Raw genomic sequence first — 15,058 nt, 5'->3', positions numbered from 1 at the left:
AAGACGTTACGGACCTGCTCGCCCGCCCGGACTTGGCGCATGCGGGCCTGTAGCGGGGGGCATAGAGCGAACAGGGGCTCGCGCGTTGAAAGCGGTGGACGGTTTGCTGGACGGACCTGCGTGGGTGCGGCATTGCTGGCGCGCCCTGGTGGTCGTGCTCGTTGCGCTGGCCTGGCTGGGTTTGGCGCCGCCCGCTCGTGGGCAGGCAGCCAGTCTTGCTTCTTTTACCCAGGCGCAAGGTCTGGGGAGCCTTGAAGACAATTGCCTGCTGCAAGATCGCCAGGGTTTCGTCTACGTCTGCACGGAGTACGGGCTGTATCGCTTCGATGGCCGCGTGTTTCAGCGCATCGGCGCTGCCAATGGCTTGCAGGCCAGTTTCATTACCGCCTTGCATCAGGATGGCTCGGGCCGGCTGTGGGTGGGCACGAGTACGGGGCTCTACGTGGGCGATGGCGAACGTTTCGCGCCGGTTGCCGCTCCGGCGCATTCGCTGCAGATCGACGCGGGCGTCATGCTTGCCGACCAGGATGGCCGTCTATATGCCGTAAGCGAGCATCGGCTGTGGGTGATCGAGCCGGCAGGAAAAGGTTGGCGCGAGCGTTTGCGTTTCGATGATGCCGACGTGCGCGCGATGCCGGTGCTTGCCGACATCACCAGCGTATTCGCCGATGGGCGCGTGCTGTGGTTTGGCTGCGGCAAATCCCTTTGCCAGCTGACGGGCGACCACGTACAGGTGTGGGGCGGGCAGCAGGGCATTCCGCCGGATACGTGGACCTCTTATCTGCGTACGCGCGACGGCAGCTTGTGGGTGCGCAGTCCTTTCTACATTCGCGCGCTGGCGCCTGGTGCTCGCGTATTTACCAATCACGACCTGCCCGGCGCACGCGTCGCGACGGCCTACCTGGACATGGTCGAGGATGGCCAGGGGCGCCTGCTCACCCGTTCCAACGATGGCCTGGCTCGTTGGGATGGTCGCAACTGGAGCAACTTCAACGCCGGCAACAGCCTGCCCGACATCGGCATCAATGCGCTCCTGTATGACCGCGACCACGTGTTGTGGATCGCTACTTACGGGCGTGGCGTGCTGCAGTGGCGTGGCTACGACCAGATCCAGAGCTGGCAGATCGCGCAGGGCCTGGACAGCAGTCCTACCTGGTCGCTCGCGCGCGCCAGCGACGGCAGCTTGTGGGTGGGCGATGAACTGGGCGGCAGTGTGCTGAAGCCCGGCGCCAAGCGCCTGGAGCGTTGGCCTCTGAAGGCGCCGCCGCAAGCGCAGGAAACGATCGCGTTGCATGCATTGCCCAACGGCGATGTGCTGGCTGTTTATTATTCGGGCGAGTTGCTGCGCTATCGCGCCAGTGACGGAAGCACGGAAGAGTTGGCGCATTCGCCCGCTTATGCGCACGGTGCGTTTTTCGATAGCCAAGGGCGCACGTGGTTTTGTACTGAGCACGGCGTGTACGTTTACGACGGCCGTGCAGTGCAGCGCGCCGGCGAGGGCGTGATTCCCGACAGTGTTTTCTTTGCCGCAAAAGAAGATGCGCAAGGCCGGATCTGGGCCGTGGGCGATGCCGGGGTGTTTCGCTTCGATCACGGCCGCTGGGAGCGGGTGCACGTCGTGGGTACGCCATCGGATGGCAGTTATCTGGATCTGGATATTCTTTCAGATGGCGATTTTTACCTGGCCGGCACCTTCGACGGCTTGTGGCAGGGGCACATCACGGATGGCGACAGCATGCACGTGCAGCGTGTCGACAATCCGTTTCTGGATAACTCGCGCATCTATTTCATCCGGCACGATCGACGCGGCTGGCTGTGGATCGGCGGCAGCGACGGCGTGGAGTTTTTCAACGGCAAGCATTGGCGTCACCTGACCGAAGACGACGGCTTGATCTGGGACGACGTCACGGAAGGGGCGTTCCTGGAAGATCCGGACGGTTCGATCTGGGTGGGGACCAGCAGTGGCATTTCCCACATCCTGCATCCGGATTCGCTGACCACCTCCGAATCGTTGCGCGTGGTCATCAGCGAACTGAGTCTTGGCGGCGCAGCGCGGGCGCCGGCATCCAGCTATCGCTTCGATTTTTCGCCGGAGCAAGCGCTGACCGTGCACGTTGCCACGGTGGGCGCACCGACGCGCAGCACGCTGCAATTCCGCTATCGGTTGCGTGGACTGGAGCAGCAGTGGATGAGTTCGAGCCGATCGCAGATCGACTATCCGCCGCTCCCGCCCGGCGATTTCGTGTTCGAGGTGGCCGCGTACGATCCGGACAGCGGGCAGTTGTCGCCCGTCGCATCATTGCCGTTGAGCATCGTGCCGCCGTGGTGGCGGCGTACGCCGGCGATCGTCGGCGGATGCCTGTTGCTCGTGCTGGGCATCACGTTGACCTGGCTGCTGCGCACGCGGCATTTGCACGTCAAGGCGCGCAAGCTCGAGCAATTGGTGGCGCAGCGCACGCACGAACTGGAAGTGGACAAGAAAGCATTGGAAGAAGCGCGTGCCGCGTTGTGGCATCAGGCCAATCACGACACGCTGACCGGTCTACCCAATCGAGCCCGCATCTTCGACACGCTTGCCAAGGCCTTTGCCCACGCACAGGAGTGCGCTCAACCGCTGGCCGTGGCGTTGATCGACCTCGACCACTTCAAGCACATCAACGATCGTCACGGCCATCTGGCCGGCGACGCGGTGCTGGTCAAAATCACCTCGTATCTGTGCAAGGTGCTGCCGGCTACCGCCACGCTCGGCCGCTGTGGCGGAGAAGAATTCCTGGTCGTGTTGCCGGGCATGCAGCCGGGCGATCTGGCGCCTTTCGAAGCCTTCCGCCTGGCCATTGCCAACCATCCTCTCGATATCGAGGGTCTGCTCTTGTCGATGACCTGTTCCGTCGGCGTGACCTGGCTGGACCCGCGGGATCGCGTGGGGGTGGATCTGGTCCGGCGCGCCGATGCGGCGCTCTATCGCGCCAAGTCCGGTGGCCGCAATCGCGTGGTGGTGGGTGAGGTGCCGCCGGCGGATGCCGTCGCCCGCTCGTAGTTAGTACGCTAAAGCATTGATTATTCTACGCTAGTTCCAATGCACGGGTGGATCTTCTATTTTCACCCAAAAAGGTGAAAAATAGACTGGCCATGACCCTTCAGCTCACCAGCCGCCAGTCCAACATCCTCGCCTTTATCCGGGAGCGCACAGAGCGCGACGGCGAGGCGCCCACCTTGGAAGAAATCGGCCAGGCCATGGGGCTGCCGAATGTGAGCGCGGTGCTCAAGCACGTGCGTTCGCTGGAGGCGAAGGGCCGATTGGTGATCGAGCCCAACCGCACCCGCGGCATCCGCCTGGTGAAAGAGATCGATCCGCTGGCTTCGGACACGCTGGAGCTGCCGTTGATCGGCCGCATTGCCGCAGGCGAACCGATCTTCTCCGAGTCGCGGGTGGAGCGCAGCTTGCACGTCTCGCGTTGGCTGTTCCGCCTCAAGCCGGATTACCTGGTGCGCGTGATCGGCGACTCGATGCGCGACGAAGGCATTCTCGATGGCGATCTGGTGGCCGTGCATGCCACGCCAGTAGCGCGCCATGGACAAGTCGTCGCGGCGCGCGTGGAGGGCGAGCGTTTCACCATCAAGCGCCTGTACTGGCAGGGCGATGTGATTCGCCTGCTGCCCAACAGCCCCGGCTATCAACCGATCGATCCGGATCCCACCGAAGACTTCGCCATCGAAGGCTTGTTTGCAGGCTTGGTAAGAGGCAGCTGATGGGCGCGGTAGTCGCCCTCTCGAACCTGCTGGACGCGCGCCAGGTCTGGCGCGGTCACGCCGCGCCGCTGGCCGACGGCGAGCAGCCGACCGGCTGCGCGGCGCTCGATGCGGCATTGCCGACACGTGGCTGGCCGAATGCAGCGCTGACAGAAATCCTGCTGCCGGCCGATGGCGTCGGCGAATTGCGCCTGTTGCTGCCGACGCTGGCGCGGCTGACAAAAGGGCACCGTCCCGTTGTGCTGATCGCGCCTCCTTATGCACCGTGTGCGATGGGATGGCGTCAACGTGGCGTGGATCTGCAGCAACTGGAAATCGTCGACACGGAAGAAAAGCACGTGCTGTGGGCGGCCGAGCAATGCCTGCGCTCGGGCAGTTGCGCCGCCGTGCTGACGTGGCCGCAGCAGGCAGATGATCGCAGCCTGCGTCGCCTGCAAGTCGCTGCCGACACCGGTCGTGCACTCGCCTTCGTCATTCGCGACCGCAAGCATCTGACGAATGCGTCACCGGCATCGCTGCGGCTGGAATTGGATGGCGCGCCGAATACGCTCATCCGGGTGCGCAAATGCCGCGGCGGCAATCCGCCGACGCAGGCGATTCCGCTCGGGCACGTTCAAAGGTTTTCCGGCGAGGGCCGGCAGATGGCAGCGGCCATGCACGCGGTTCATCAGCGTGTGCATGGCGCTGCCGATGCCGGCCCTCGCGGGAATTACCTGCAGAGGCATTGGGTGGACTCCAAGCAGTCAGAAGCGTGAGGTCGGGCGATGCTGTGGGCCTGTCTGCTCTTGCCGCAATTGGCGCTGGATGGCGTCCTTCGCCGTCGCGCCGATGACAGCCCGCTGGTGCTGGTGGACGGTGCGGCGAATGCACGCAGCATCGTCGCCGCCAATGCGTCAGCTCGCGATGCGGGCCTGTATATCGGGCAACGCCTGACTGCCGCGCAAGCCTTGCTGGCGCAATTCGAAGCGATCCCTTACGACCCCTCGTCGGTCGCGCGCTGGCAACAATTCCTGGCCGGCGTGGCGTATCGCTACAGCTCGCAGGTGGCTTTGCTGCCGCATGCGATCGTGTTGGAAGTCAGCAAGAGCCGCAGCCTGTTTGGCGCATGGGCCGAGATGGAACGTTACCTGCGCCACGATTTCACCGCCCTGGGTTTTCGCCATCACGTGGCAGCCGCACCCACACCGCATGGTGCGTATGTGCTGGCGGGTATTGGCGAGGGGCTGGCGGTTTTCACGCAAGAGGCGCTGCAACGCGCATTGGATGATGTGCCGCTGTCCAGGAGTCGCCTGCCTGCAAGTGCGGTGGACGCGTTGCCGCGCATGGGTGTGCGCCGCCTCGGGCAACTGCTGCGCATGCCGCGCGATGGCCTGCAGCGCCGATTTGGCGCAGAACTGCTGCAAGCCATGGATCGCCTGAGCGGGGAGCGTCCCGCTGGACTCGATCTGTACCTGCCGCCCGATGCCGTGGATTGGCGCTTTGAGCTGTCGCACGAAGTGGAAAATGTCGCGGCGCTGATGTTTCCGCTCAAGCGCATGACGACTGACCTGGCGGCTTATCTTTCAGGGCGCGACGGCGGCGTGCAGCGTTTCGTATTGCGGCTGGAACATCGCGATGCCGAAGCCACCGACGTGCCGGTAGGCATGCTTTCGCCGGAACGTAGCGCCGATGTACTGTTCGATGCGGCGCGTGGCCGGCTGGAACGGGTGCAATTGTCATCGCCGGTATTGGCATTGCGTTTGATCGCCGACGATCTTCCCGGCTTCGTGCCTGCTGGCCGCGACCTGTTCGACGAACGTCCCGCCAACGCCTTGTCCTTCGAGCAACTGCGCGAACGCCTGCGCGCGCGGCTGGGCGATCGTGCCGTGTACCGCCTGGGCACCACCATCGACCCGCGTCCCGAACATTCGCAGCGCCTCGATACTCATAGCCAGGACTTCGTCGAGCCGCGTGCACGCCCCACCTGGCTGCTGAAGCGCCCCATTCCGTGGCGCGGCCCCATGCAGATACTGGCCGGTCCCGAGCGCATGGAAACCGGCTGGTGGGACAGCGATCCCATGCGCCGCGATTACTACGTCGTCGAAACGGCGCAAGGGCAACGCGCCTGGGTGTTCTGCGCGGCGGGCGAGCAGGGCGGCTGGATGCTGCAAGGGTGGTTCGCATGAGCGAATACGCCGAACTGCATTGTCTCTCCGATTTTTCCTTCCAACGCGGCGCATCCAGTGCGCGCGAACTGTTCGAGCGTGCCCGCGACTGTGGCTACGCCGCGTTGGCGATCACCGACGAATGTTCGCTTGCAGGCATCGTGCGTGCCTGGGAAGCTTCCGGCGACGTGGAAGTGCCGCTGATCGTGGGGACGGAAATCCAGTTGGCGGATGGGCCGAAACTGGTCTTGCTGGCGGAAAACAAACGAGGCTATGTCGCAATCTGCCGCCTTATCACCCAGGGCCGCAGGGCTTCGGAAAAGGGCACCTATTACCTCACCCGGGCGGACGTGGCCGCTGGCATGCCGGGTGCGCTGGCGCTGTGGATACCCGGACGGGAGCCGGATCGCGAGCATGGCGAATGGGTAAAGCAGCTATTTGGTGATTGTGCCTGGCTGGCGGTGGAGTTGCATTGCGATGGCGATGACGAGGGCCGTCTCGCTGAACTCGAAACCTTGGGAAATGTCTTGCAGTTGCCGCTGGTGGCCAGCGGCGACGTGCACATGCACGTGCGTGCCTGTCTCCCTTTGCAGCACGTGATGACGGCGATCCGTCACCATGCGACGATGGCCGACGCTGGCGACGTTTTGTTCCGTAACGGCGAACGGCACCTGCGGCAGCGCGCGGTGCTGGAAAAGATTTATCCCAAGGCACTGCTGGACGAAAGCGTGCGCATCGCCAGGCGCTGCACGTTCAACCTGAAAGAACTTCAGTACCAATATCCGAAAGAACTGGTGCCGGAGGGTTACACGGCCATGCAATGGCTGCGTCATCTGGTGGCTGAAGGTTCGGCGTGGCGGTGGCCGGACGGTGTTCCCGATCACATCAGTCCAAAGATCGAGCACGAACTGCGTCTGATTGAGAAGAAGGCCTATGAGGCATTTTTCCTCACCGTGCACGACATCGTGCGTTATGCGCGAAGCCAGCACATTCTTTGCCAGGGACGCGGTTCCGCGGCGAACTCCATTGTGTGCTTTGCATTGGGGGTGACGGATGCCGATCCGGGCAAGGTGGAACTGCTGGTGGAGCGCTTCATCTCCGTAGAGCGCGATGAGCCGCCGGATATCGACGTCGACTTCGAACACGAACGCCGTGAAGAGGTTATCCAGTACGTCTATAAAAAGTACGGGCGCGAACGCGCGGCCATCGCCGCAACGGTCATCAGCTATCGCTCCAAAAGCGCTGTGCGCGATGTCGCCAAGGTATTGGGCTTGCCGGAAGACCAGATCGACAAGCTTGGCCGCTGTTTCTTCCGGCTTGGAGATGCCTCCCTGGGCGCGCGGCTGCGCGAGCAAGGTTTCGATCCCGATGCGCCGGTCATACGCCAGATCCTGGTACTGACCGAGCAATTGCGCGGCAAACCCCGTCATTTGAGCCAGCACGTGGGCGGTTTCGTGATTCACGACGCGCCGCTGCACGAGCTGGTGCCGGTGGAGAACGCCACCATGGCCGACCGCACCATCATCCAGTGGGACAAGGATGACCTGGATCGGATGGGGTTGCTCAAGGTCGATTGCCTTGCGCTGGGCATGCTGACCTGTCTGCGCAAATGCTTCGATATGGTGAAGCATTATCGTGGCACGTCGATGAGCATCGCCACGATAGAGTCGGACGACAAAGACACCTACGCGATGATCCAGCGTGCCGACACCATCGGCGTGTTCCAGATCGAAAGCCGGGCGCAGATGGCGATGTTGCCGCGTCTGAAGCCGGCCAGTTATTACGATCTGGTCATTCAAATTGCCATCGTGCGCCCAGGTCCGATCCAGGGCGACATGGTGCACCCTTATTTACGGCGCCGGCGTGGCGAAGAACCTGTTGTCTATCCTTCGAAAGCGCTGGAGCCGGTGCTCGAACGTACCAAAGGCGTGCCGCTGTTTCAGGAGCAGGTGATGAAGCTTGCCATGGTTGCGGCTGGCTATACGCCGGGCGAAGCGGATCAACTGCGCCGGGCCATGGGGGCATGGAAACGTCACGGCGGCATGGAAAAGCACTATGAGAAATTCATCAATGGCATGTTGGAAAACAGCTACACGCGCGAATTCGCCGAGCAGATCTTCAACCAGATAAAAGGCTTCGGCAGCTACGGCTTCCCCGAAAGCCACGCCGCCAGCTTCGCCAATATCGCCTATGCAAGCAGCTGGCTGAAATGTCACGAACCAGCCATGTTCGCTTGCGCCTTGCTCAATGCGCAGCCGATGGGCTTCTACGGCCCCAGCCAGATCGTGCAGGACACGCAGCGCCATGGCATTCGTGTACTGCCGGTGGATGTGCGCTACAGCGACTTGGATTGCACGCTGGAATCCGATGCGCGCAGCACGAAGGGACTGGCGTTGCGTCTGGGATTTCGCCAGCTGCGCGGTTGCAGCGAGAAAGTGGCGGAGCGTATTTCAACGGCGCGCACGACCGGCGACTTCCTCGATGTCGTCGATCTATGCACGCGTGCGGAGCTGGATCGACGCCATCAGGATCTGCTGGCCGACGCTGGCGCATTGCGCGGACTGGCCGGCCATCGCCATCGCGCGCTATGGCTCACCGCCGGCGTGGAGGCGCAACTGCCGTTGTTCGGCCGGACCAGTCCTGCCGAGCAGGACATCGTGCTGCCGCTGCCGACGACCGTGGAAAACCTGAAAGCCGATTACGCGCACAGCGGCTTGAGTCTCGGGCCGCACCCGTTGCGTCTGCTGCGTAGCCGCCTGCGCGCAGACCGCTATCTCGATTCACGCAGCCTGCAGAAGATGCCGCATACCGCGCCGGTGCGCATCGCAGGCCTGGTCACCCAGCGGCAGCAGCCGCAAACGGCGAGCGGCGTCACCTTCATGACCATCGAAGACGAGTTCGGCCACGTAAACGTGGTGGTGTGGAGCCACGTCGCGCAGACCCAGCGCAGGCCTTATCTGGAAGCGCGGCTGCTGGCAGTCGAAGGGCGCTGGGAGACCGCCGATGGCGTCAGCCATCTGATCGCCCGGCGCTTGTGCGATCTCAGCGGTCTGCTGGCCGACCTGGATGCGCGCTCGCGCGATTTTCATTGATGCACACCGGTACACACGTCATGCAAACGCTACTTTTTGAACGCGATGTGCAAAGGATTGCCGACGACATCACCGGACCCATCACTTACCAACCGGATATCGTGCCGCCATCGCTGGCCGCAACGTGGTTCGAAACCTTGCGTGAGCAGGGCCGTTGGCACGAAAGCTCGCGCATGATGTACGAGCGGCTGGTAGGCGTGCCGCGCCTGCATGGTCATTACAGCGTCTCCGATCCTGCGTTGCCGGAAGTGCTGCGCCACGTACTGGCCTTCGTCAGGCAGCACGTCGATGCCCCCTTCAACAGCATCGGCCTGAATTTCTACCGCGACGAGCATGACAGCGTGGCGCCGCACAACGACAAGCTGCACGAACTGGTGCCGCACCAGCCGATTGCCCTGCTGTCGCTGGGCGCAACGCGAACCATGATCATTCGTCGCAAGAAGCCGCCGCATCTGAAAACGGAACTGGAACTGGAAGCCGGCAGCCTGCTGCTGATGGGATGGAATGCGCAATTGCATTACGACCACGGCATTCCCAAGTTGCCGTATCCGGTGGGGCCGCGAATCAGCGTGGCATTCCGGGTCAGGCCGACGCGAAATGCGGAAGGTTGGTAGGTTGGGCTATCCCCGCATCAAGTCCGGGGCAACCCCACCTACGAAATTCCCAAGCTGCGCGGGGTGCTCGATCACCGCACCTGCGCCGGCTGCTTCCAGCTCTTCGCGGCTGCCAAAGCCCCACAACACGCCAATGCCGTTTACGCCATTGGCGACTGCACCTTCGATATCGAAGCAACGGTCGCCGACCATGATGGTGTCCTGCGGCGTCGCGCCGAAATCGGCCAGCGCAGCGGCGATCATCGAGGCTTTCTCGCTGTGCGGGCTGGACGGATGCGGACCGTAGAGCTTCTCGAAACGATGCCCGAACGGCATCGATTCAATGATCGGCGCGGCATGGCGGTGCGGCTTGCTGGTGACTATGGCGAGTTGGTGCCCGCCGGCGTGCAAGCCATCGATCAGCTCGGCAATGCCCGGGTAGATGGCGTGTTCGCGCCAGCCCAGCGTGGCAAAGCGTTCGTGGTAATACTCCACGGCCTGCTCGATGCGCGTGGCATCGTTATCCAGCAAAGGCGCAAAGCTGTGGCGCAGCGGCGGCCCGATCCAGGAACGCAGTTCCGCCGGCTCCGGTACGTCCAGTTTGTGCAGGGCGTACCGGATACAGGCGCTGATACCGGGTTCGGAATCGATCAGGGTGCCGTCGAGGTCGAACAGGCAAAGCATTACTTTTCCGCGCGTGCCCTGAGGGCGGCCACGGCCGGCAATTCCTTGCCTTCCAGGAATTCCAGGAACGCGCCGCCGCCGGTGGAGATGTAGGAAATCTGGTCGGCAATGCCGTACTTGTCGACGGCTGCCAGGGTGTCGCCGCCGCCGGCGATGGAGAACGCCTTGGATTGGGCAATCGCCCGTGCCAGCACTTCCGTGCCCTTGCCGAAGGCATCGAATTCGAACACGCCCACCGGGCCGTTCCACACCACGGTACCGGCCTTTGCGATCAAGGCGGCGTACTGCCTGGCGGTTTCCGGACCGATGTCCAGGATCATCTCGCCATCTTTCACCTGGTCCACCGGCTTGACGGTGGCAGCCGCGTGGGCGGAGAACTCCGGCGCCACCACCACGTCGACCGGCATCGGCACTTCGGCGCCGCGGCGCTTGGCATCGGCCAGCACCTTTTTGGCGGCGGGCAGCAGATCCGGTTCGTACAGCGAATTGCCGACCGAGTGACCGGCGGCTGCAATGAAGGTGTTGGCGATACCGCCGCCGACGATGAGCTGGTCGACCTTGCCGATCAGGTTTTCGAGCAGGGTGAGCTTGGTCGAGACCTTGGAGCCGGCGACGATGGCGAGCAGCGGGTGGGCCGGTTGCTCCAGCGCCTTGCCCAGCGCATCGAGTTCGTCGCACAACAACGGGCCGGCGGCGGCGATGGGGGCGTATTTGATCACGCCGTGGGTCGATGCCTGCGCGCGATGGGCGGTGCCGAAGGCATCCATCACGAACACGTCGCACAGCGCGGCGTATTTCCTCGACAGCGTTTCTTCGTCTTTACCTTCGCCGACATTCATGCGGCAGTTTTCCAGCACGACCACTTCACCGTCGGCCACCTCGACACCATCGAGGTAATCGGCGACCAGGCGCACCGGTGCGCCGAGCTGCTCGCCCAGCCACTTGGCCACCGGCGCCAGCGAGGATTCCGCATCGAACTGGCCTTCCTTCGGACGACCCAGGTGCGATATCACCATCACCTTGGCGCCAGCGTCGCGGGCGGCCTTGATGGTGGGGAGCGCGGCGTCCAGGCGCTGGGTGGAGGTAATGCGGCCGTTCTCGATCGGCACGTTCAGGTCTTCGCGGATCAGCACGCGCTTGCTGCGCAGGTCCAGGTCGCTCATGCGGGTGACGGTCACGGGAAAACTCCAGGCAGCTTGAGGAAGTCGGCCACGGAGGCCGGAACTGCGTATTTTCCCGCCGGCATCGCAGCGATGCAAACGGGCTCGATTTACACTCGCCCTCTCACCAGCAAGGAAAGGCTCATGGCGTCCGATCTCGTCCTTTACAGCTACTGGCGTTCCAGCGCGGCCTTTCGGGTGCGCATTGCGCTGAATCTAAAGGGTTTGCGTTACGAAACGCGGGCAGTGCACCTGGTCCGCGACGGGGGGGAACAGCATTCGCCGGCCTACGCCGCGCTCAATCCGCAGGAGCTGGTTCCCACCCTGGTCGATGGCGACCGGGTGCTGACGCAATCGTTGGCCATCGTGGAATACCTGGATGAGACCCATCCGGAACCGCCGTTGCTGCCGAAGGACCCGGCGGGCCGGGCGCGCGTGCGCGCGCTGGCACAGCTGGTGGCTTGCGATATCCATCCGATCGGCAATCTGCGCGTGCTGCAGGAAATCGGCAAAGCGTTCGGTGCCGATGACGAACAGAAAAGTGCGTGGATGCGGCATTGGGTCGCCATGGGCTTGCAGGCATTCGAAGCCACGCTCGTCAATGGCAAGGAAACCGGCCGCTATTGCCACGGCGACACGCCAGGATTGGCCGACCTGTGCCTGGTGCCGCAGGTCTACAACGCGCGGCGCTGGAAGGTTCCGCTGGGCGATTACCCGACGATCCTGCGGATCGATGCGGCATGTGCGGCGCTGGATGCGTTTCACCGGGCGATGCCTGAGCAGCAGCCGGATGCGCCGTCGCCGGGCGCTTGAGCTTTTACTCCCTCTCCTCTCCGGGAGAGGATTGGGGTGAGGGACGCTCCTGCGTAAGGATGCATTTGGATCGAAGTGCCTTGAGCATCACTTCGAGTCGAAGTTGCGCGAGCTTGGCCCCTCATCCGACCCTTCAGGCCACCTTCTCCCCGGAGGGGAGAAGGCAATCATGAGTAGCCGTTGGCTACGGTTTTAGAAGCCCAGGCCGTACGGATCGTTGCCGGCCAACTCTGCATTCTCCGCATTGCCGCCTTCGGACAGGCGGATCTTCAGCGCCAGGCCGTCGCGCGAGTCGGCCTTGGCCAAGGCTTCTTCCAGTTCGATGCGGCCGCTCCGGTAGAGTTTGTAGAGCGACTGGTCGAAGGTCTGCATGCCTTCCTGCAGGCTGCGGTCCATGGCCTCTTTCACTTCGTGGATCTGGCCGCGGCGGATCATGTCGCGAATGAAAGGGGTGTTCAGCAGCACTTCCACCGCCGGCAGGCGGCGGCCGTCCTTGCCGGTCACCAGACGCTGGCTGATCACCGCACGCAGGTTCAGAGCAAGGTTCATCAGCACGTTCTTGTGTGCCGATTCGGGGAAGAAGTTGAGGATGCGTTCCAGCGTCTGGTCGGCATTGTTGGAGTGCAGGGTGGCCAGGCACAGGTGACCGGTTTCGGAGAAGGCGATGGCCGCCTCCATCGTGTCGGTGTCGCGGATTTCGCCGATCATGATCACGTCCGGCGCTTCACGCATCGCGTTGCGCAAGGCCTCGTGATAGGTGTGCGTATCCAGGCCCACTTCGCGCTGGTTGACGATCGATTTCTTGTGGCGATGCAGGTACTCGATCGGGTCCTCGATGGTGAGGATGTGACCGGGCGTGCTGCTGTTGCGGTGGTCGAGCATGGCCGCCAGCGTGGTCGACTTGCCCGATCCGGTGGCGCCCACCACCAGGATCAGTCCGCGCGGTTCCATGATCAGTTCGCGGAAGATCGCCGGCAGCTGCAACTGGTCGATGCTGGGGATCTCGCTCTTGATGGCGCGGATCACCATGCCCACTTCGCCGCGCTGCTTGAAAACATTGATGCGGAAACGGCCGGCTTCCTTGACCGCCAACGCCATGTTGAGCTCCAGGTCGCGCTCGAATTGCGGCACCTGGCCTTCGTCCATCAGCGAGTAGGCGATCTTTTTCACCATGCCGCTGGGTAACCCGGTATTGCCGAGTGGGTACAGCTTGCCCTCGACCTTGATGTTCACCGGGGCCCCTGTCGTCAGAAACATGTCCGACGCGCCCTTATCTACCATCAACTTGAGGAAGTAACCGATATCCACCTTAAAGACCCCAAAATTTTACGCATTGCATTCAAGGATTATGCCCGCTCACAATACGCCGTGATCCTCCGAGAGGAATGAGTGATGGTGCACACATTTTCCCCGTCGCTGGTGCGCGGTCTGCGTACCCGTGGGGTGGTTCCGGCGTTGTGGCTGGCGGTGTCGTTGAGTCTTGGCGGCTGTGCCAGCGTTCCCCCGCCGGATGGCGCGATGAACCAGGCCCAGTCGCAATTGCAGGCGGCCCGCGATGCGGGGGCGTCCGATTACGACCCGGTTGATTTTGGTTTCGCGCAAGACAAGTTCCAACAGGCGCAGGCCGCCATGGCCGATCGCAAGTATGCCCTGGCTTCAGACCTGGCTGACGAATCCCGAGCCGACTCGACACTGGCGCGTACCAAGGCGCAATTGGCGGCGGTACGTGCCCAAATTCAGTCCAAAACCGACGCAAACAGTCAGTTGCACGCGCAAAACGCCGAGGCGCAGTCGGAGAACGACCAGCATTACCAGCAGCAGAAGGCGCAACTGGCGGCGCAACAGGCCGCCGTGCAGCAGGCTGCCAACGGGGACAATGGCGATAACGGGGACAATGGCGACAACGGCGACAACGGCAACCCCGCGCCCTCCTCGACCTCGCCCGTACCGGTGCCGGCCCAGGGCGCCAGCTCGCCGTTGCCCGCCCAGTCCCCGATGCAGCAGGACATGCCGGCGCCGTCGTCCTCGGTGCTGGGCAACCCGCAGCCCCAGCAGCAACAAGGGCAGGGGTTCCAGACCTTGCCCGACTCTGGCCAGCAGAACCAGCAGAATCAGGGAGGCCAGCTATGAGCAAGCCCATTTCCAGCAAGCCTCTGTCGATCATTGCCATCGTCTTGTTGGCCGTTTTCGCCAGCACGGCCGTGCAGGCGCGCAAGGACGATATGGATGTCGACAGGCTCAACAACAGCTTGAACCAGCTGGCCAGCGATCCGACCCTGGGCAACTATGCGCAGGCCGATCAGGCGCTGGCTCGCGACGCCGTCAACCAGCTGACCCAGGCCAGCTCGCACGACCGCCCGCACGCGCTGTACATCGCCGAGCGACGCGTGAACCAGGCCCGGGCCGAGGCGGAACTGCAGGCGTCCCAGCGCCAGCTCAGCCAGCTCAGCCAGGAAAACGTGCAGTTGCAGCTTGATCGCAGCCGCATCGATGCCGCCGCCGCGCAGCAGCAGCTGGATATCCAGCGCATGCAATATCAGCTGGCCCAGCAGGAAACCGCGCGCCTGCAGGCCCAAGGCCAGGAGGCGGCGGCACAGGCTGCCCAGGCCCAGGCCCAGGCCGATCAGGCCCGCAAGCTGGCTGCCGCGCAGTCCCGTCTTGCAGCGGCCGCCAAGCGCCAGGCGGCGTTGGCCACCAAGGCCGCCCAGGCCGCCAGGGCCTTGCAGGAACAACCTTCGTCCGGCGGCAACTGAGTCCGCTGTCCCCTTCACTCCCCTCGGAGTGAAGGGACACTTTCGTAGCAGATACCTGTCCGAAATCGT

12 protein-coding genes are annotated in these 15,058 nt (G+C 63.4%); 9 read left to right on the top strand and 3 right to left on the bottom strand.

From position 1 onward, the window contains the following. Nucleotides 1–94 precede the first annotated feature (94 nt). From ISS99_RS22950 to ISS99_RS22925, 6 genes are all read left to right on the top strand, one after another. Nucleotides 95–3,037, top strand: a complete 2,943-nt coding sequence (locus ISS99_RS22950) for a ligand-binding sensor domain-containing diguanylate cyclase (protein ID WP_284343703.1) — start codon at nucleotides 95–97, stop codon at nucleotides 3,035–3,037. A gap of 92 nt (nucleotides 3,038–3,129) precedes the next feature. Next, a complete protein-coding gene (gene lexA, locus ISS99_RS22945; RefSeq protein ID WP_204633906.1) occupies nucleotides 3,130–3,750 on the top strand; it encodes a transcriptional repressor LexA in 621 nt (206 codons plus the stop codon). After that, a complete protein-coding gene (gene imuA, locus ISS99_RS22940; RefSeq protein WP_204633905.1) occupies nucleotides 3,750–4,505 on the top strand; it encodes a translesion DNA synthesis-associated protein ImuA in 756 nt (251 codons plus the stop codon). The genes lexA and imuA overlap by 1 nt, the downstream gene beginning before the upstream one ends. 9 nt (nucleotides 4,506–4,514) lie before the next feature. After that, nucleotides 4,515–5,915: a Y-family DNA polymerase gene (locus ISS99_RS22935; RefSeq protein ID WP_204633904.1), complete on the top strand. Its 1,401-nt coding sequence runs from the start codon at nucleotides 4,515–4,517 to the stop codon at nucleotides 5,913–5,915. Beyond that, nucleotides 5,912–8,986 carry an error-prone DNA polymerase gene (locus tag ISS99_RS22930; protein ID WP_204633903.1) on the top strand — a complete coding sequence of 1,025 codons (3,075 nt, stop codon included), beginning with the start codon at nucleotides 5,912–5,914 and terminating at the stop codon, nucleotides 8,984–8,986. The genes ISS99_RS22935 and ISS99_RS22930 overlap by 4 nt, the downstream gene beginning before the upstream one ends. Nucleotides 8,987–9,006: 20 nt before the next feature. Continuing rightward, nucleotides 9,007–9,600, top strand: a complete 594-nt coding sequence (locus ISS99_RS22925) for an alpha-ketoglutarate-dependent dioxygenase AlkB (protein ID WP_204633902.1) — start codon at nucleotides 9,007–9,009, stop codon at nucleotides 9,598–9,600. A 6-nt stretch (nucleotides 9,601–9,606) separates the two neighbouring features. Here the strand turns inward: ISS99_RS22925 and ISS99_RS22920 are convergent, their stop codons facing one another. Both ISS99_RS22920 and ISS99_RS22915 read right to left on the bottom strand, forming a co-directional pair. Continuing rightward, nucleotides 9,607–10,263 (bottom strand): HAD hydrolase-like protein, encoded by a 657-nt coding sequence (locus ISS99_RS22920; protein ID WP_204633901.1) that lies wholly within the window; start codon nucleotides 10,261–10,263, stop codon nucleotides 9,607–9,609. After that, nucleotides 10,263–11,441, bottom strand: a complete 1,179-nt coding sequence (locus ISS99_RS22915) for a phosphoglycerate kinase (protein WP_204633900.1) — start codon at nucleotides 11,439–11,441, stop codon at nucleotides 10,263–10,265. Before ISS99_RS22915 ends, ISS99_RS22920 begins: the two co-directional genes overlap by 1 nt. A gap of 126 nt (nucleotides 11,442–11,567) precedes the next feature. Here ISS99_RS22915 and maiA point away from each other — a divergent pair, with 126 nt between their 5' ends. After that, on the top strand, nucleotides 11,568–12,236 hold the full coding sequence (maiA, locus tag ISS99_RS22910) for a maleylacetoacetate isomerase (RefSeq protein WP_204633899.1): 669 nt from the start codon (nucleotides 11,568–11,570) through the stop codon (nucleotides 12,234–12,236). A gap of 192 nt (nucleotides 12,237–12,428) precedes the next feature. On the opposite strand, the gene ISS99_RS22905 is transcribed toward maiA, so the two are convergent. Continuing rightward, a complete protein-coding gene (locus ISS99_RS22905) occupies nucleotides 12,429–13,544 on the bottom strand; it encodes a PilT/PilU family type 4a pilus ATPase (protein WP_204633898.1) in 1,116 nt (371 codons plus the stop codon). A gap of 84 nt (nucleotides 13,545–13,628) precedes the next feature. Between ISS99_RS22905 and ISS99_RS22900 the strand changes: the two genes are divergently transcribed. After that, nucleotides 13,629–14,366 (top strand): DUF4398 domain-containing protein, encoded by a 738-nt coding sequence (locus ISS99_RS22900; RefSeq protein WP_239538314.1) that lies wholly within the window; start codon nucleotides 13,629–13,631, stop codon nucleotides 14,364–14,366. Further along, nucleotides 14,363–14,989: a hypothetical protein gene (locus ISS99_RS22895; protein ID WP_204633897.1), complete on the top strand. Its 627-nt coding sequence runs from the start codon at nucleotides 14,363–14,365 to the stop codon at nucleotides 14,987–14,989. Before ISS99_RS22900 ends, ISS99_RS22895 begins: the two co-directional genes overlap by 4 nt. The last annotated feature ends 69 nt before the right edge of the window (nucleotides 14,990–15,058 follow it).

It is taken from the genome of Dyella mobilis (assembly GCF_016904945.1).
In the GTDB taxonomy this organism is placed as follows: domain Bacteria; phylum Pseudomonadota; class Gammaproteobacteria; order Xanthomonadales; family Rhodanobacteraceae; genus Dyella_B; species Dyella_B mobilis.
Note: the sequence above shows the minus strand (reverse complement) of the source record. Positions and strands in the feature narration are given on the sequence as shown.

What these genes read in the sequence shown, in the direction of transcription:
- lexA (WP_204633906.1), top strand. Translation starts at nt 3,130, where the DNA reads ATGACCCTTCAGCTCACCAGCCGCCAGTCCAACATCCTCGCCTTTATC.
- imuA (WP_204633905.1), top strand. Translation starts at nt 3,750, where the DNA reads ATGGGCGCGGTAGTCGCCCTCTCGAACCTGCTGGACGCGCGCCAGGTC.
- ISS99_RS22935 (WP_204633904.1), top strand. Translation starts at nt 4,515, where the DNA reads ATGCTGTGGGCCTGTCTGCTCTTGCCGCAATTGGCGCTGGATGGCGTC.
- ISS99_RS22930 (WP_204633903.1), top strand. Translation starts at nt 5,912, where the DNA reads ATGAGCGAATACGCCGAACTGCATTGTCTCTCCGATTTTTCCTTCCAA.
- ISS99_RS22925 (WP_204633902.1), top strand. Translation starts at nt 9,007, where the DNA reads ATGCAAACGCTACTTTTTGAACGCGATGTGCAAAGGATTGCCGACGAC.
- ISS99_RS22920 (WP_204633901.1), bottom strand. Translation starts at nt 10,263, where the DNA reads ATGCTTTGCCTGTTCGACCTCGACGGCACCCTGATCGATTCCGAACCC.
- maiA (WP_204633899.1), top strand. Translation starts at nt 11,568, where the DNA reads ATGGCGTCCGATCTCGTCCTTTACAGCTACTGGCGTTCCAGCGCGGCC.
- ISS99_RS22900 (WP_239538314.1), top strand. Translation starts at nt 13,629, where the DNA reads ATGGTGCACACATTTTCCCCGTCGCTGGTGCGCGGTCTGCGTACCCGT.
- ISS99_RS22895 (WP_204633897.1), top strand. Translation starts at nt 14,363, where the DNA reads ATGAGCAAGCCCATTTCCAGCAAGCCTCTGTCGATCATTGCCATCGTC.